The sequence below is a fragment of the Streptomyces sp. NPDC097640 genome (genome assembly GCF_040302705.1).
GTDB lineage: Bacteria > Actinomycetota > Actinomycetes > Streptomycetales > Streptomycetaceae > Streptomyces.
The window spans coordinates 99595-117452 of record NZ_JBEOSB010000013.1 but is presented as its reverse complement, the minus strand read 5'-3'; the positions used below and the strand labels follow the sequence as shown (position 1 = coordinate 117452).

Here is a 17858-nt window from a genome sequence, read left to right as displayed (position 1 = left end):
CTGCCGGACTGAACGGGACCTGCGGGACTGAACGGGACCTGAAGGTGCGGAGCGGGGGCTGACAGGATGGTCCGATGACCGCCCGCCGTACGCCCAGCACGCCCCGTACCGATGTGCTCGACGCGCTTCCCGTACGGGCCGCGGTGCCCGCCCTGCTGCGCGCGCTCGACGACCGGGGCGCGGCCGTGCTGTGCGCCCCGCCCGGGACCGGCAAGACGACGCTGGTGCCCTTGGCACTCGCCGGGGCGGCGGGCGGCGGGCCCGCCCGGCGCGTGCTGGTCGCCGAGCCGCGGCGGATCGCGGCGCGGGCCGCCGCGCGGCGGATGGCGTGGCTGCTGGGCGAGGAGTCGGTCGGCGGCCGGGTGGGGTTCACGGTGCGCGGCGAGCGGCGGGTGAGCCGCGAGACGGCCGTGGAGGTGGTCACCACCGGTGTGCTGCTTCAGCGGCTCCAGCGCGACCCCGAGCTCGCCGGGGTCGACGCGGTGGTGCTCGACGAGTGCCACGAACGGCACCTGGACGCCGATACGGCGGCCGCCTTCCTGCTGGACGTACGGGCCACCCTGCGGCCCGAGCTGTGGCTGATCGCGGCGTCCGCGACCACGGACGCGGAGGGCTGGGCCCGGCTGCTGGGCCCGGACGGCGGGCCCGCGCCGGTCGTATCGGCCGAGGGGGTGTCGCATCCGGTCGAGGTGGTGTGGGCGCCGCCCGCGCGCCCCGTCCGCCCGCCGCACGGAATGCGGGTGGACCCCGCTCTCCTCGACCACGTCGCGGCGATGGTGCGGCGGGCGCTGCGCGAGCGGGAAGGGGACGTGCTGTGCTTCCTGCCGGGCGTCGGGGAGATCGCGCGCGTCGCGGGGCTGCTCGGCGGCGCCGACGCGGAGGTGCTTCAGGTGCACGGTCGCGCCCCCGCCGCCGTGCAGGACGCGGCGCTCGCGGGCGGGGGCGGCGGACGGCGGCGGGTGGTGCTGGCGACCTCGGTCGCCGAGTCGAGCCTGACCGTCCCGGGCGTACGCACCGTCGTGGACTGCGGGCTCGCGCGCGAGCCGCGGGTGGACCACGCGCGGGGCCTGAGCGCGCTGACGACCGTACGCGCCTCGCGGGCCGCGGCCCGGCAGCGCGCGGGCCGGGCCGGGCGCGAGGCGCCGGGCACCGTCTACCGCTGCTGGCCGGAGGCCGAGGACGCCCGGCTGCCGCGCTTCCCGTCCCCGGAGATCGGCGTCGCGGACCTGACGGCGTTCGCACTCCAGGCGGCGTGCTGGGGAGACCCCGACGCCTCCGGCCTCGCGCTGCTCGACCCGCCGCCGGGCGGCGCGATGACCGCGGCGCGCGAGGTGCTGACCGCGATCGGCGCCGTGGACAGCGCCGGGCGGGCCACGGACCGGGGCGCGCGCATGGCCCGGCTGGGCCTGCACCCCCGGCTCGCGCGGGCGCTGCTGGACGGCGCACGAGAGGTCGGCGCACGCCGGGCGGCGGAGGCCGTGGCCCTGCTCAGCGAGGAGCCGCCCCGGGACTACGGCGACGACCTGGCAGCCGCCTTGCGCACCGCCCGCCGTGGCATGGACGCGTACGCCGCCCGCTGGCGCCAGGAGGCTCGCCGTCTCGAGGGCGCGCTGCGGTCTTCCGGCCATCCGACGGCCGAGGCGGCCCAGGCGGGGGCGGCTGGGGGTGAGGCATCGGCGCGGGCCGACACCGCGAGCGCGGTTGCGCCACGCCGCGCCGCGCCGGGCGCCGACGCGCCGGGCACGATCAGCCGTCACGCCGAGCGCGATCGCGCATACGCTCCGCACGCCGCTCCCCCGAGTGGCGTGCGGAGCGGCGGCAGCCCTGACGCCGCGGCGCCGGGGTCGGTCGGCGACAGCTCAGCCCGCAGGTCGGCATCCGCCCCCACCGCGCCGGGCGCGGCCGGTGCGGGAACGCCGTGCGGCACCGCGCCGGGGCCCGGCGATCACCCCGCCGCCGCACCGGCAGCAGGCGGCCACGGGCAGCCACGGGCCGACGCCGCGGACCACACCACCACGCCGAGCGCCCGCGGCGTGGGCGCGGTGGGTGACGACGCCGTCGTGGGGCTGGTCGCCGCGTTGGCGTTCCCCGAGCGGGTGGCGCGGCGGCGCGGGGAGAGTGCGTATCTGATGGCGTCGGGCACCGGGGCGGAGCTCGGCGAGGGGTCCCGGCTGCGGAACGCGCCGTGGCTGGCGGTGGCGGTCGCGGACCGGCCGGTGTCGGCGGCGTCGGCGCGGGTGCGGCTCGCGGCCGTCGTGGACGAGGAGACGGCCCGTGCCGCGGCGGCGGCCCTGTGCGAGCGGCGGGAGGAGGTCGGCTGGTCCGGCGGGGACGTCGTGGCGCGGCGGGTGGAGCGGCTGGGGGCGGTGGAGCTGGCGGTACGGCCACTGGCCGCGCCCGATCCGCAGCTGGTGCGCGCCGCGCTGCGGGACGGGCTGCGCGGCGAGGGGCTGGGGCTGCTGCGCTGGTCCGCGGAGGCCGTCGCCTTCCGGCAGCGGCTGGCGTTCCTCCACCGGGAATTGGGCGGCGCGTGGCCCGATGTGTCCGATCCGGCGCTGCTGGCGGACCTCGACGCCTGGCTGGGCCCGGAGCTCGGCCGGGCGCGGCGGCGGGCCGACCTGGAGCGCGTGGACGCGGGCCAGGCGCTCGCCCGGCTGCTGCCCTGGGCGACCGGGGACGCGGCCCGCTTCGACGAGCTGGCCCCGGAGCGCGTACGGGTCCCCAGTGGCTCGCGGGTGCGGGTGGACTACGGCCAGGAGCAGCCCGTGCTGGCCGTCAAGCTCCAGGAGCTGTTCGGGTGGCAGGAGACGCCCCGGATCGCGGGCGGGCGGGTGCCGCTGCTCGTACACCTGCTGTCACCCGCCGGGCGCCCCGCCGCGGTCACGGCCGATCTGGCGTCCTTCTGGCGGGAGGGCTACCGGTCCGTGCGCGCGGAGCTGCGCGGCCGGTACCCCAGGCACCCCTGGCCGGAGGACCCGGCGACGGCCGAGCCGACGCGGCGTACCAACACCCGCCGCTGAGCAGCTGAGCCGCCGGGCCCCGCGCGCCCGCCCCGGCGGCCGTCAGCACTCGATGAGGCCGTCGAACTCGCCCGCCCCCGGGAACGGCCGCTCCACCGGGTAGGGGGCGATCCACACCAGCGCCTGCTCGAAGGTCATGTACGAGCCGTTGTCCGTGCACTGGCCGACCACCAGCGCGTTTCCCCCGCACCGCCACGCCGCGTAGTTCCAGGGCGATTCGCCCTCCGCGTCGCGCACGGCGACCTCCGGCTCCCCGAGCCGCTCGGTGAACAGGGCGACGGCGGCGCGCCATTGCGCGTCGAAGTGCGCGCGGCCCGTGTCGCGCTCGAAGCGCCATTCGGGGTCGTCGGCGTGGTGTTTCTCCAGCCAGACGATATTGCCGCTGAGCCCGCCCGCGGCCAGTTCCTCGTCGAAGTCGTCGGCCTCGTAGTAGTAGCAGAACGGTATGTGGCACTCCTCGTCCTCCGCCCGCTCCTCCGGCGGCACGGCGAACCACTCGGGGACGACGTAATGGCCGGTGTTGGTGGCGAAGGCGGCCCTCCAGGCTCCGTCGTCCACGGGCGTCCAGCCGAAGCGCCGGGCGGCCGCGGAGGTGGCGCCGGGCGTCCATTCCAGGCGTGCCAGCTCGGCGAGCTGATCGGCGAGTTCGGGGCTGGGCAGGCAGGTGGTGGTAGGCATGGGCGTACGGTACGGGCACCCGCTGACATCACTGACAGCGCTGACAGCGCCGCCGGCACCCACGGCCCCGTCGCCCCCGTCACACCGGGGCGGGTACGGGCCGTGGCGACGGGGACTCGTCGTGGGCCTCGGTGCCGCCCCCCGGGCGGCGGCCGCGGGCCTCCAGCACCAGGGACAGCGCCAGCAGCCCGGCGCCGAGGGCGAGGAAGCCCCAGGGCAGATAGGCGGTCAGCAGAAGGACGAGCTGCCGCTGGGACTTGACCAGTTTCACGGTGTGGTCGATGTAGTCCTCGCGCATCTTCACATGGCCGGAGAAGACGGTCACCCTGTCCCGGTCCCCGAGCAGCGTGCCGCCGCGCAGTTCCTCCCGGTGGATCTCCTCGCCGTTGACGGGCGCGCCGGTGGTGGGCTCGACCCAGAACATGCGCTTGGTGGTGTACCAGCGGGTGGTGCCCGCCTTGCGGACGGTCTCGGGGGTGATGCCCTTGACCGGCATGGTCTTCGGCAGCGCCACCTTCGTCCAGGGGATGGTCTGCTCGAAGTAGTAGACCTCCAGGCCGCGGAAGTTCTGGGTGCCCTTGTAGTGGATGGGCGCGGAGGTCCTGGTCTGGGCGTCGAAGTAGTTGTAGTCGCGCTTCTCGGTGAGGAAGGGCCACTTGTACTCGATGCCCTCGCGGCGGACCGGGTCCCCGTCGACGTGTTCGCCGCCCTGGTGGACCGGGTCCTGCGAGTGGGCGTCGAAGACATAGCGTTCGGGGATCTTGGAGACCATCTTGCCGTCGGGCCCGGCGATGTACGACAGGGCGTCCCAGACGACGACATCGCGCCCGGCCGCCTTCCCGGCCTTCTTCGCCGCGGCCACGTTTCCGCGGAGCGTCTGCACGATGCTGACCTTGGGCACCTTGCGGGGCTGCATGGTGGCGTAGTCGAGAAGCACGGCGGGCTTGGCCTCGAGGACGGCGGTCTGGTACTCGCTGGGCGGGATCTTGGCCAGCCGGGGGAAGGCGTACCAGCGCAGCAGCGGCGCGAGGGCGGTGAAGAAGACGGCGAAGGCGAGCAGCACCAGGCTGGCTTTGCGGCGCATGGCGGGATGTCCCTCCCTCGGGGCTCAGGGGTGCTCGGGCACGGTGGTGAGCAGCGGTTTGGGGGAGGTCTTGCCGCTGGGGACGCCGATGGCCGTCATCGTGAGGACGAGGGCGAGGGCGGCGGCCAGTCCGATCGCGGCGGCGGCGAGGGCGCGCATGTCTCAGCCTCCGGTTGCTGCGGCGCACGGGGCGCCCTGACGGTGCGTCAGGGCTGGGGCACCGTAGCAACGGGGGGCGGAGATGAGAACACGAAGGCGGGAACGCGAGGGCGGGAACGCTTCGGGATGAACGCCGCACCGCCCCTGGGCCCGGTGGGGGCGCAGGGGCGGTGGGGTGTCGGCGTGGTGCCCGGCGGTCTCGGCCGGTTACTGGGCCGTGGGCTCGGAGCTGGGCTCGGCCGTGGGCGGCTCCGTGGGCTCAGCCGCGGGCTCGGTGACGGTCAGCTCGATGGTCAGGGTCGTGCCGTCGGCGGTGGTGAGGCGGAGCAGGAAGGTGCCCGCGTGGTCGTCGGTGTAGATCTTGGGGAGGACGAGCTTGCCGTCGGCGTCCGTCTTCAGGGTGGTCAGGGTGCGGATCGGCTGACCCTTGTCGTCCTTGAAGTAGGGGCCCTTGTCGTTCTCGGTGGGCTTGTCCGTCGCCTTCGCCGCATCATCGACGATCATGGTGGCGGTCACCGGCACACCGGCCGCGGCCTTGCCCTTGTAGCTGGCCTTGACCCCGACCGCGTCGGCGAAGGAGCCGCCGGTCCCGGCCTTGAGGTCCTTATCGTCGGCGCGGGCCAGCGCGTCGGCTTGCGGTACGGGGCGGGCCTTGACGGTGGCGGCGATGTCGGCGGCGGTCGCGGTGCGGCCGACGACCGTGACCCGGACCGTGAAGGAGCCGGTGGTCTCGCCCGCGCGCAGCACCGGGGCGGTGGCGGTGCCGTCGCTGCCGGTCATGCGGCTGACGCGGGTCGCGTTCCAGGGGAAGCGGGCGTCGGTCTCGCCGCGGATCTCGTACTGCACCCACACGCCCGCGACCGGTTTGCCGGCCGCGGTCTCGGCGCGGACCCGGGGCTTGTCGGCGAACTGCTCGCCCGCCGTGGCGGTCAGCTTCGCGGTGCCGACGGCCTTGAGCCGGGCGACGGTGGCCGGGGCGGGCGTCTCCGGAGAAGGCGTCTCCGGGGAGGGCGTCTCGGGGGAAGGCGTCTCCGGGGCGGGCGTCTCGATCCCGCCGTCGTCGGTCGCGGGGGGCTCGGGGGTGGGGCTGTGGTCGCCGCCGGGCTCGGTCGGGTCGGGCAGCGGCCTGGGGCTCTCCGAGCCACCGCCACCGTCGCCGCCGCGGCCCGAACCGCCGCTGTTCTTGTCCGGGTCGGGCAGCACGCCGGTGCCGTCGGGCACCTCGTGGGTGCCCTTCTTGTAGTACTCGAACCAGGACAGGACGGTGGCCAGATACTCCTGCGAGTGGTTGTAGCCGAGGATCGCCCGGTCGAGGTGGTCCTTGACCGACAGATCACGGCCGTTGGCGCACAGATACGCGCCGGCCGCGAGCGCGGCGTCATAGATGTTGTTCGGGTTCTTCTCGCCGTCGCCGTTGCCGTCCCGGCCCCAGGTGGCCCAGGTGGACGGGATGAACTGCATGGGGCCGACGGCGCGGTCGTGGGTGGTGTCCCCGTCGTACGCGCCGCCGTCGGTGTCCGTGATCCTGGCGAAGCCGTTGCCGTTGAGCACCGGGCCCAGGATGGGCGTGAAGGTGGTGCCCTCGGCGTCGACCCGGCCGCCGCGCGCCTGGCCGGACTCGACCTTGCCGATCGCGGCGAGCAGCTGCCAGGGGAGGTTGCACCCGGGCTTGGACTCCTTGAGGGCCGCCTCGGCCTTTTTGTACGCGTCGAGCACCGTCGCGGGTATGCCCGCCTCTGCGGTGGCCTTCTTGTCCAGCAGCCCCGGCAGGTCGATCGAGGTGCCGGGCTTGCCGGGCTTCTGAAGGGGCGGCAGATCGGTGTGGTACGACGAGCCGCCGTCGATGGGGGTGTCGGACGGTGCCGGCGTCTCGCCGGCGCTGTCGTGGTGCCGGTCTTCCCGGGCCGTGCCTGCGAAGCCGGGGGCCTGCGAGGCGGTGAGGGCGGCCATCGCGACCGCCGCCACCGCTGTCGTGGCCGCTCCCTTACGCAGTCGTCGGCCGATCTGCGGTGCCATGCGTATGCCCCTCCCGTCGAGCAGTGTGCGCGCTCCCCCGCGCCAACCCTCGTGACACTACGACAACTTGCCGCCTCGCAGCTACCGGGCAGCTACCGCCAGGCACCGCGCGTGTCGCCCCCGCGGGGCGGCCCCGACACCCCGGCCGCCCCCTAGTGCGCCGCCGATTCCCAGTCGGAGCCGGAGCCGACGGAGACATCGAGCGGGGCCCGGAGTTGGAACGCTCCGGCCATCTCCCGGCGCACCAGCGCCTCCACCCGCTCGCGCTCCCCGGGGGCGACCTCCAGCACGATTTCGTCGTGCACCTGGAGCAGCATCCGCGACGACAATTCCTCTCGCGTCAATGCCTCGTCCACCCGCAGCATCGCGATCTTCACGATATCCGCGGCGGTGCCCTGGATCGGGGCGTTGAGCGCCATCCGCTCGGCCATCTCGCGGCGCTGGCGGTTGTCGCTGTTGAGGTCGGGCAGATAGCGGCGGCGGCCGAGCATGGTCTCGGTGTAGCCGGTGGCCCGGGCCTCGTCGACGACCCGCTGGAGATAGTCGCGCACCCCGCCGAACCGCTCGAAGAAGGTGTCCATCAGCTTGCGCGCCTCGTCCGGCGTGATGGCCAGCTGCTGGGACAGGCCGAACGCCGAGAGTCCGTACGCCAGCCCGTACGACATCGCCTTGATCTTGCGGCGCATCTCCGGGTCGACCGCGTCCTTGGGGACGCCGAACACCTGGGAGGCGACCGTGGTGTGCAGGTCCTCGCCGGAGGTGAACGCCTCGATCAGGCCCTCGTCCTCGGACAGATGGGCCATGACGCGCAGCTCGATCTGGCTGTAGTCGGCGGTCAGCAGCGACTCGAAGCCCTCGCCGACCACGAAGCCGCGCCGGATGGCCCGGCCCTCGTCGGTGCGCACCGGGATGTTCTGGAGGTTGGGGTCGGTGGAGGAGAGCCGGCCGGTGGCCGCCACGGTCTGGTTGAAGGTGGTGTGGATGCGGCCGCCGGGGGCGACGGTCTTGATCAGGCCCTCGACGGTGGAGCGGAGCCGGGCCTGCTCACGGTGGCGCAGCATGATCACCGGGAGTTCGTGGTCGGTCTGTGTGGCCAGCCAGGCCAGCGCGTCCGCGTCCGTGGTGTATCCGGTCTTGGTCTTCTTGGTCTTGGGCAGGCCCAGCTCGCCGAAGAACACCTCCTGGAGCTGCTTGGGGGAGCCCAGGTTGAACTCGTGGCCCACCGCGTCATGAGCCTCCTTGACGGCCTGCTGCACGGCCGCGGCGAACTGCTGCTCCATGCGGTCCAGCCACTCGCGGTCCGCCGCGATGCCCGCCTGTTCCATGCGGGCCAGCAGCGCGGAGACGGGCAGCTCGACATCGCGCAGCAGCTCCACCGCGCCGACCTCGGCGAGCCGCTCGCCGAACGCCGTGCCCAGGTCGAGGATCGTCCGGGCCTGGATCATCAGCGCGTCCTGCTCGGCCTGCTCGTCGGCGCCGAAGGCCAGCTGCCCGCTGTCGGCGGCCTCGGCCGGGGACAGCTCACGGCCCAGATACTCGACCGACAGCGCGTCCAGCGCGAAGGAGCGGCGGCCGGGCTTGACCAGATAGGCGGCGAGCGCGGTGTCCATGGTGACCCCGGCCACGGTCCAGCCGTGCTCGTCGAAGACCCGCATGACGCGCTTGGCGTCATGCATCACCTTGGGCCGGCCCGGGTCCGCGATCCAGCCGGCGAAGGCCTGCTCGTCCGACTCGTCCACCTCCGACGGGTCGAAGCAGACGGCGGGGCCGGAGGCGGTGGCCAGGGCGATCTGGCTGACGCTGCCGCTGCCCAGCGCCCAGGTGTCGAGGGTGGCCAGGCCCAGCGGCTCGGCGCCGTGCAGCTCCAGCCAGGGGGCGAGGTCGCCCGAGCCGATCACCGCGCCGTCCACCGCGACGCCGGGGGCGGCGGCCGCGGGCTCCTCCTCGGCGGCGCCGGGGTCGACGGCCAGGACGCGGTCCCGGAAGTTCTGGTGGCGGAACTCCAGCGCGTCCATGATCACCGAGAGCGCCTGGCGGTCGTACGGGGCGCGCGCGAGCCCGTCGGGGCCGGCGGACAGCTCGACGTCCCGCACCAGCTCGGTCAGCTGCCGGTTGAGCTTGACGGCCTCCAGGTGCTCGCGGAGCTTGTCGCCGACCTTGCCCTTGACCTCGCCGACCCGCTCCACCAGCTCCGCGAAGGAGCCGAACTGGTTGATCCACTTCGCGGCGGTCTTCTCGCCGACGCCCGGGATGCCGGGGAGGTTGTCCGACGGGTCGCCGCGCAGCGCGGCGAAGTCCGGGTACTGCCGCGGGGTGAGGCCGTACTTCTCCTCGACCTTGGCGGGGGTGAAGCGCGTCAGCTCGGAGACGCCCTTCGTCGGGTAGAGGACGGTGACGTGGTCGCTGACCAGCTGGAACGAGTCCCGGTCGCCGGTGACGATCAGCACCTCGAACCCCTTGGCCTCGGCCTGGGTGGCGAGGGTGGCGATGATGTCGTCGGCCTCGAAGCCGTCCACCGCGAAGCGGGGGATGTTCATCGCGTCGAGCATCTCGCCGATCAGCTCGACCTGCCCCTTGAACTCGTCCGGCGACTTGGAGCGGTTCGCCTTGTACTCCGTGAACTGCTCGGAGCGCCAGGTCTTGCGCGAGACGTCGAACGCCACCGCCAGATGCGTGGGCCGCTCATCACGGAGCGTGTTCGCCAGCATCGAGGTGAAGCCGTAGATCGCGTTGGTGGTCTGGCCGGTAGCGGTGTTGAAGTTCTCCGCCGGCAGCGCGAAGAATGCCCGATATGCCAGGGAATGCCCATCCAGCAGGAGCAGCCGGGGGCGGTCTCCCGCACGGTCGGCGGTCGAGGGCGCTGCGGTCTTCTTCGATGCTTTCTCTGCCACGCCCCCGATCCTGCCACGCCCCACCGACAACGTTCCCCGCCTCCCGTCCGAGAACCAGGTGCGCCATGAAAGGATCGGACCCCAAGGAGTGATGTCCGCGCGCGAGGGAGACAGCGACATGGCAGCCAAGCCGCCCGCAGGAGACCCGGTGCAGGACGCACCCGAGGTGACCGCCCCGCAGCACGCCGCCGCCGGGCTGCCCGCCATCGGCCACACCCTGCGCATCGCCCAGCAGCAGATGGGCGTGCGCCGCACCGCGCTCACCCTCCTCAGGGTCAACCAGAAGAACGGCTTCGACTGCCCGGGCTGCGCCTGGCCCGAGGGGGACAAGCGCCACAAGGCCGAGTTCTGCGAGAACGGCGCCAAGGCCGTCGCCGAGGAGGCGACGCTGCGCCGCGTCACCCCCGACTTCTTCGCCGCCCACCCCGTCGCCGACCTGGCCACCCGCAGCGGCTACTGGCTCGGCCAGCAGGGCCGCCTCACCCAGCCGATGTATCTGCCCGAGGGCGCCGAGTCGTACGAGCCGGTCACCTGGGAGCGCGCCTTCGACCTCATCGCCGAGGAGCTGCGCGCCCTCTCCTCCCCCGACGAGGCCGTCTTCTACACCTCGGGGCGCACCAGCAACGAGGCCGCCTTCCTCTACCAGCTCTTCGCCCGCGAATTCGGCACCAACAACCTGCCCGACTGCTCGAACATGTGCCATGAGTCCTCCGGCTCGGCGCTGACCGAGACCCTCGGCGTGGGCAAGGGCAGCGTGCTGCTCGACGACCTCCACCAGGCCGATCTGATCATCGTGGCCGGGCAGAACCCGGGCACCAACCACCCGCGGATGCTCTCCGCCCTGGAGCGGGCCAAGGCCGGCGGCGCGAAGATCATCAGCATCAACCCGCTGCCCGAGGCCGGCCTGGAGCGGTTCAAGAACCCGCAGACCCCGCGCGGCCTGGTCGGCGGCGGCACCGCGCTCACCGACCTCTTCCTCCAGATAAGGCTGGGCGGCGACCAGGCCCTCTTCCGCGCCCTGAACCGGCTGATCCTCGAGGCCGCCGACACCACCCCCGGCGCGGTGGACGAGGAGTTCGTCCGCGAGCACACCCACGGGTTCGAGGAGTTCGCCGCCGCGGCCCGCGCCGCCGACTGGGACGAGACGCTGCGCGCCACCGGCCTGGAGCGGGCCGAGATCGACCAGGCCCTGCGGATGGTCCTCGCCTCCGAGCGCACCATCGTGTGCTGGGCCATGGGCCTGACCCAGCACAAGCACTCCGTGCCCACCATCCGGGAGGTCGTCAACTTCCTGCTGCTGCGCGGCAATGTGGGCCGCCCCGGCGCCGGGGTGTGCCCGGTGCGCGGGCACAGCAATGTGCAGGGCGACCGCACCATGGGCATCTTCGAGCGCCCCGCCCCGGCCTTCCTGGACGCCCTGGAGCGGGAGTTCGGCTTCGCCCCGCCGCGCGAGCACGGCCTGGACGTCGTACGGGCCATCCGGGCCCTGCGCGACGGGCAGGCCAAGGTCTTCTTCGCCATGGGCGGCAACTTCGTCTCCGCCTCCCCCGACACCGAGGTGACCGAGGCCGCGATGCGCCGCGCCCGGCTCACCGTCCATGTGTCCACCAAGCTGAACCGGTCCCATGTGGTCACCGGCGCCCGCGCGCTGATCCTGCCCACGCTCGGCCGTACGGAGCGCGATCTCCAGGGCGGCGGGGAGCAGTTCGTCACCGTCGAGGACTCCATGGGCATGGTGCACGCCTCGCGCGGGCGCCTGGAACCCGCGAGCCCCGGGCTTCTCTCGGAGCCCGCCATCGTCTCCCGGCTGGCCCGGCGCGTGCTGGGCGCCGAAAGCCGCACCCCCTGGGAGGAGTTCGAGAAGGACTACGACACGGTCCGTGACCGCATCGCGGCCGTGATCCCCGGCTTCGAGGACTTCAACGCCCGGGTGCGCCGGCCGGGCGGGTTCGCGCTGCCGCACGCCCCGCGCGACTCCCGGAGCTTCCCCACCGCCACCGGCAAGGCCAACTTCACCGCCGCTCCCGTCGAGTACCCGCGGGCGCCCGAGGGCCGGCTGCTGCTTCAGACCCTCCGCTCCCACGACCAGTACAACACCACCATCTACGGCCTGGACGACCGCTACCGCGGCATCAAGAACGGCCGCCGTGTGGTGCTGGTGCACCCCGACGACGCCCGCGCGCTCGGCTTCGCCGACGGCTCGTACGCCGACCTGGTCAGCGAGTGGACGGACGGCAGCGAGCGGCGCGCGTCCGGCTTCCGGGTCGTCCACTACCCGACCGCGCGCGGCTGCGCGGCCTCCTACTACCCGGAGACCAACGTCCTGGTCCCGCTGGACGCCACCGCCGACACCAGCAACACCCCGGCCAGCAAGTCCGTGGTGGTCCGCCTGGAACAATCCACCCCCGCCTAAGCGTTTGCTCAGCCGAGGACACCCGAGCGATTGGAGCAGGACCCGATGGGCGAGCAGACCGGTGTGACGTTCCCGCAAGAGGTCATCGACGAGTACGCGGCGCTCGGCGTCGACCTCCCCGCGCTGTTCTCCGCCGGGCACCTCGGCACCCGCATGGGCGTGCAGATCCTCGAGGCCTCCGCCGAGCGCGTGGTGGGCACGATGCCGGTCGAGGGCAACACCCAGCCGTACGGGCTGCTGCACGGCGGCGCCTCGGCGGTGCTCGCCGAAACGCTCGGCTCCGTCGGCTCGATGCTCCACGGCGGCAGTACCAAGATCGCCGTCGGGGTCGACCTCAACTGCACCCACCACCGCGGCGTACGCTCCGGCCTGGTCACCGGCGTCGCCACCCCCGTCCACCGCGGCCGCTCCACCGCCACGTACGAGATCGTCATCACCGACGAGCAGGACCGGCGCGTGTGCTCGGCCCGGCTGACCTGTCTGCTGCGCGAGGTCGGCACGGCGCAGGCGCTGACCGAGGCCGCCGGCGAGGCCAAGGACGGCCCGGCGCGCTGACGGCGGGCGGAGTTGGGCCCGGCCACCCGCCGGGCCCTCCCAAGCCCCCACAGCGCCGCGCCCGAGCACCTCCCCGAGCACCACCCCGAACGGCCCCCGTCCGCACGGTCGTTGCCCGCCCGCAGGGGCGGCTCTACGGTCTTCCCATGGGGGCATCGACCCGTCACCCGCCGACCCGCGCGCGGACGCGCCCAGGCGCCGTCCACGCCCTCGCGCCGACACTCGCCGCCGCGCTGGCACTCGCCGCGGCGGCGACCGCGTGCAGCGACCCGGAGTCACGACCCGCCCCCGCCCCGCGAAGCACCTCGGCCAACAGCGCCTCCCCTCGGGCGACTTCACCCGTCCGGCTGTGCTTCGACCTCATCTCGTACTGGGCCGAGCAGGATCTGCGGGGCAGCACCTGGGCCGGGCTCGACTGGGAGCAGAAGGGGATGTCCAACCAGCAGTTCGAGATCTACGACGACATCGTGCACGCCGCGCGGGCGGAGCAGAAGCGGCGCGGCGCCGCGGCCGCCAGGAAACTGATCAGCCAGGAGACCCTGCGGCGCTGCACGGCGGAGGGCGGCGCGACCCACAGTTCGGAGAACTGGCGCCCGCCGTCATGACCGTCGAGCGTAACACTGCGTAACATTCACGCAATGCAAGACTAGGTCTTGACTTAGACCCGCGCCTGTACTGTTGATCTTTTGACGTACATGATCCCACGTCAGTCCACACATCCCCCGTCGCTCCCCCACACTGCTTAGCGGAACTGCGGCTTCTCAGTATCCGGACTTCACAGGTTCAGCGCATACACCCCATTCGTCCCTTAGGTTCCGCTACACGGACACGGCCTGGTGACCTGTGTCATAACAAGACAGTCACATCATGGTCTGGCCCACTGCCCCCCGCTGCCCTACGCGCCTAGAGTCACAGCCAGTCACCACGCCGTCGGGTGTTCACTCAACATCCGCCGAACGTTCCAGAATCTCCGGCGACGGCACGCGGAAGCGGGGCCGGCCAGGGAAAGGATTCCTCGTGCGACACCGTTCCTTGCTCATCATCACGACCGCGGTCACTGCGGGAGCACTCACCCTCAGCGCCTGTGGGTCGCGCGACAAGAGTGACAGCGACAGCGCCGACAACAACAAGAAGACCACCGTCGTCATCGGTGTCGACGCCCCGCTGACCGGCTCCCTGTCCGCCCTCGGCCAGGGCATCAAGAACTCGGTCGACCTCGCGACCAGAGTGGCCAACAAGAACAACGAAGTACCGGGCGTCACCTTCAAGATCAAGGAATTCGACGACCAGGCCGTGCCCTCGTCCGGCAAGCAGAACGCCACCTCGATGGTCGACGACGACACGATCCTGGGCACGGTCGGGCCGCTGAACTCCGGCGTCTCCCAGTCCATGCAGGGCGTGTTCGCCAAGGCCGACCTGGCGCAGGTCTCCCCCGCGAACACCAACCCCGAGCTGAGCCAGGGTCCCGACTGGGCCGCGAACAAGAAGACCCGCCCCTTCAAGACGTACTTCCGCACCGCGACGACCGACGTCATCCAGGGCCGCTTCGCCGCGCAGTACTACTACAAGGACGCCAAGAAGCGGAAGGTCTTCGTCGTCGACGACAAGCAGACCTACGGCGCTGGCCTCGCCAAGATCTTCTCCGAGGAGTTCAAGCGCCTCGGCGGCAAGGTCGTCGGCACCGACCACCTGACCGTCAAGGAGACCGACTTCTCCGGCATCGCCGGCAAGGTCAAGTCCACCGGCGCGGACTCCGTCTACTTCGGTGGCCAGTACCCCGAGGGCGGCCTCCTGTCCGACCAGGTCAAGCAGGCCGGGGCCAACGTCCCGGTCATGGGCGGCGACGGCATCTACGACCCCGCCTTCATCAAGGCCTCGGGCACCAACAACGACGGCGACCTGGCTACCTCGGTCGGCTACCCCGTCGAGGACCTCGCCTCCGCCAAGAACTTCGTCAAGGAGTACGCGGCCCAGGGCTATGACGACCCGTACGCGGCCTACGGCGGCTACTCGTACGACGCCGCCTGGTCGATCATCCAGGCCGTCAAGACCGTGGTCCAGGAGAACGACGGCAAGCTGCCCGACGACGCCCGCGCCAAGATCACCGAGGCGCTGAACAAGGTCTCCTTCGACGGCGTGACCGGCAAGGTCTCCTTCGACCAGTACGGCGACACCACCAACAAGCAGCTGACCGTCTACGAGGTCCAGAAGGGCGCCTGGAAGTCCGTGAAGAGCGACACCTTCAAGGACTGACCCTTCAGGGATCTGCCCCGCACATCACCCCCCAGCCGCGCGGAGGCGCAACAGCGCCCCCGCGCGGCGTCATATCCGACACGCTCATCGGAGGCCCTGCGGTGCACGAACTGCCGCAAACGCTGGTCAACGGCCTGACCCTTGGCGCCCTCTACGGCTTGATCGCCATCGGGTACACCATGGTCTACGGCATCGTCCAGCTCATCAACTTCGCCCATGGCGAGATCTTCATGATCGGTGGCTTCGGAGCCCTCACCATCTACATCTGGCTCCCCAGCGGCACCGCGCTCTCCCTGGCCCTGCCCCTCATGCTGATCGGCGGCGTCGTCGCCTCGGTGGCCATCGCCACCGCCGCCGAACGCTTCGCGTACCGGCCACTGCGCGGAGGCCCCAGGCTCGCGCCCCTGATCACCGCGATCGGCCTGTCCATCGCGCTCCAGCAGGCCGTGTGGGCCTTCTACCCGGACGCCAAGAAGCCGCGGCAGTTTCCCCAGTTCGAGGGCAAGTCCCTGGAGATCTTCAGCAACCTGCACATCCAGCGCGGCGACGTCTTCCTCCTCATAGCCGCCCCGCTGTGCATGCTCGCCCTGGGCCTGTTCGTCTCCAAGAGCCGTGCCGGACGCGCCATGCAGGCCACCGCGCAGGACCCCGACACCGCCAAACTGATGGGCATCAACACCGACCGCATCATCGTGATGGCCTTCGCCATCGGCGGCGCGTTCGCCGCCGTCGCCGCGCTGGCCCACGGGCTGAAGTACGGTCAGATCAACTTCGAGATGGGCTTCATCGCCGGCCTCAAGGCCTTCACCGCCGCCGTGCTCGGCGGCATCGGCAACATCTACGGCGCCATGCTCGGCGGAGTCGTCCTCGGCATCGCCGAAGCCCTGGCCATCAAGTACATCCAGGACATCCCGGGCATGGAACAGCTCGGCGGCGGCGCCTGGAAGGACGTCTGGGCCTTCACCCTGCTCATCGTCGTTCTGCTGGTCAGGCCACAGGGCCTGCTCGGCGAACGCGTGGCGGACCGGGCGTGAGGAGGGAACACATGACCACCGACACGAACAAGACCACGGGCGAGAACACCCAGCGCGGGGGAAGCCCCGCCACACTGCGGGCGATCACCGCCGCCGGCGGCCTCGCCTCCGTCGTCTCCACCTTCCTCGCCTGGACCTGGACCTCCGAGTTCCCCGGCGACCTCACCTTCAACGGCTACCCCGGCGGCCTCCAGATCCTCACCCTGGTGATGGGCCTGCTCACCACCGTCTTCGCGCTGTCCGCCATGGACCTGCGCGGCCTGCGCTGGCTCACCCCCGCCGGCTCCACCCAGGCCCTGCGGCTCATAGCCCTCGGCACCTTCGCCACCACCTGGTTCACCATCATCGCCATCGCCGTCGACCTCGGCGGCGTGGCCAACTGGGAGCCCGGCGCCTGGGTCGCCGCCGTCGCCAGCGTGATCCCCCTCGCGGCCCTCCTGCTCCCGAACGACACCCGGCCGCTCAAGCGCCCGGCGGAGCTTCCCTCCTGGGCCGAGATCCTCATCATCGCCGCGGTCTTCGCGGTCGGGCTCTACATCGTCAACTACGGCATCCAGACCGACGCGGACCACCCCGAGCCGTTCCTCGGCTATCTGATCGCCGTGGGCTTCGCCGCCGCCGCCCTCTTCAAGGCCGGGGTGATCGCCCGGCTGAGCGCGCTCACCGCGGAGTATCGTTCCATCACCCTCATCGCGGCCCTGGTGACCGCGGTGGTCTTCCCGTTCACCCAGAACAAGGCCAGCTACACCGAGCTCGGCGTCAACATCCTCATCTTCGCGACCGTCGCCCTCGGCCTGAACATCGTGGTCGGCCTCGCCGGCCTCCTCGACCTCGGCTATGTCGCCTTCCTCGGCGTCGGCGCGTACACCGCCGCCCTGGTCTCCGGAGCCGGCTCCTCCACCATCGACCTCCACCTCCCCTTCTGGGCCGCCATCGTCGCGGGCGCCGTCGTCTCCCTGATCTTCGGCGTCCTCATCGGCGCACCCACCCTGCGGCTGCGCGGCGACTACCTCGCCATCGTGACCCTCGGGTTCGGAGAGATCTTCCGCATCGTCATGCTGAACCTCGACGGCACCTCCGGACCCTCCGTCACCAACGGCCCCAACGGCATCCCCAACATCCCCGCGCTGGAGATCTTCGGCTTCAACTTCGACGAAGATCACACCGTCCTCGGCCACACGCTCGACTCGAACGCCAACTATTTCTTCCTGATGCTGCTGGTGACGATCGTCGTCGTGCTCGTCTTCAGCCGCGCCGGCAACTCCCGCATCGGCCGCGCCTGGGTCGCCATCCGCGAGGACGAGACCGCCGCCACCGCCATGGGCATCAACGGCTTCCGCGTCAAGCTCATCGCCTTCGCCCTCGGCGCCACCCTCGCCGGTGTGGCCGGCACCGTCTGGGCCCACGTCCAGACCACCGTGGTACCCGAGCAGTACGTCTTCGCCGGGCCCGTGCCCCCCAACTCCACCTTCCTGCTCGCCGCCGTCATCCTCGGCGGCATGGGCACCATCGGCGGCCCCCTCCTCGGCGCCACACTCCTGTTCCTGATCCCCAAGAAGCTGGAATTCTTCCAGGACTACCAGCTACTCGGTTTCGGTATCGCGCTCATCCTCCTGATGCGCTTCCGCCCCGAAGGGATCATCCCCAACCGGCGTCAGCAGCTCGAATACCACGAGAAGGACCAGCTCGACGCCCCCGACCAGCCCCAGCTCTCCGGCAACGCCGTCGGCGTGACCAAGGCGGAGGCGTAACAGA

12 protein-coding genes are annotated in these 17858 nt (G+C 72.0%); 7 read left to right on the top strand and 5 right to left on the bottom strand.

Annotated elements, in window-relative coordinates; all coding sequences use genetic code 11:
* The first annotated feature begins 74 nt into the window (after positions 1-74).
* Entirely contained in the window at positions 75-3020 is a 2946-nt protein-coding gene (locus ABTY62_RS21725; protein WP_352131068.1) for an ATP-dependent RNA helicase, read from the top strand.
* Positions 3021-3062: 42 nt separating this feature from the next.
* Here the strand turns inward: ABTY62_RS21725 and ABTY62_RS21720 are convergent, their stop codons facing one another.
* The 5 genes from ABTY62_RS21720 to polA all read right to left on the bottom strand — a co-directional run bounded on the left by ABTY62_RS21720 (position 3063) and on the right by polA (position 9848).
* Complete coding sequence (locus ABTY62_RS21720) at positions 3063-3698, bottom strand: hypothetical protein (RefSeq protein ID WP_352131067.1); 636 nt, start codon at positions 3696-3698, stop codon at positions 3063-3065.
* A gap of 79 nt (positions 3699-3777) precedes the next feature.
* Entirely contained in the window at positions 3778-4782 is a 1005-nt protein-coding gene (gene pgfA, locus ABTY62_RS21715; RefSeq protein WP_352131066.1) for a cell envelope lipid trafficking protein PgfA, read from the bottom strand.
* 24 nt (positions 4783-4806) lie between these two features.
* A complete protein-coding gene (locus ABTY62_RS21710; RefSeq protein ID WP_311724850.1) occupies positions 4807-4941 on the bottom strand; it encodes an SPW_0924 family protein in 135 nt (44 codons plus the stop codon).
* 207 nt (positions 4942-5148) lie between these two features.
* The gene (locus ABTY62_RS21705) at positions 5149-6957 is read right to left on the bottom strand and encodes a lytic transglycosylase domain-containing protein (RefSeq protein ID WP_352131065.1); all 1809 of its coding nucleotides are present in this window, start codon (positions 6955-6957) and stop codon (positions 5149-5151) included.
* Between the two features lie 152 nt (positions 6958-7109).
* Complete coding sequence (gene polA / locus ABTY62_RS21700) at positions 7110-9848, bottom strand: DNA polymerase I (RefSeq protein ID WP_352131064.1); 2739 nt, start codon at positions 9846-9848, stop codon at positions 7110-7112.
* 118 nt (positions 9849-9966) lie between these two features.
* On the opposite strand from polA, the gene ABTY62_RS21695 reads away from it, so the two are divergent.
* From ABTY62_RS21695 to ABTY62_RS21670, 6 genes are all read left to right on the top strand, one after another.
* Positions 9967-12261 (top strand): FdhF/YdeP family oxidoreductase, encoded by a 2295-nt coding sequence (locus ABTY62_RS21695; RefSeq protein ID WP_352131063.1) that lies wholly within the window; start codon positions 9967-9969, stop codon positions 12259-12261.
* Positions 12262-12306: 45 nt separating this feature from the next.
* Positions 12307-12816 (top strand): hotdog fold thioesterase, encoded by a 510-nt coding sequence (locus ABTY62_RS21690; RefSeq protein WP_352131062.1) that lies wholly within the window; start codon positions 12307-12309, stop codon positions 12814-12816.
* 146 nt (positions 12817-12962) lie between these two features.
* On the top strand, positions 12963-13421 hold the full coding sequence (locus ABTY62_RS21685; protein WP_352131061.1) for a hypothetical protein: 459 nt from the start codon (positions 12963-12965) through the stop codon (positions 13419-13421).
* 412 nt (positions 13422-13833) lie between these two features.
* On the top strand, positions 13834-15069 hold the full coding sequence (locus tag ABTY62_RS21680) for a branched-chain amino acid ABC transporter substrate-binding protein (protein WP_352131060.1): 1236 nt from the start codon (positions 13834-13836) through the stop codon (positions 15067-15069).
* A 101-nt stretch (positions 15070-15170) separates the two neighbouring features.
* Positions 15171-16103, top strand: coding sequence for a branched-chain amino acid ABC transporter permease (locus ABTY62_RS21675; protein ID WP_311724844.1), 933 nt, complete (start codon positions 15171-15173; stop codon positions 16101-16103).
* 11 nt (positions 16104-16114) lie between these two features.
* Entirely contained in the window at positions 16115-17854 is a 1740-nt protein-coding gene (locus tag ABTY62_RS21670; RefSeq protein WP_352131059.1) for a branched-chain amino acid ABC transporter permease, read from the top strand.
* Positions 17855-17858: the final 4 nt, after the last annotated feature.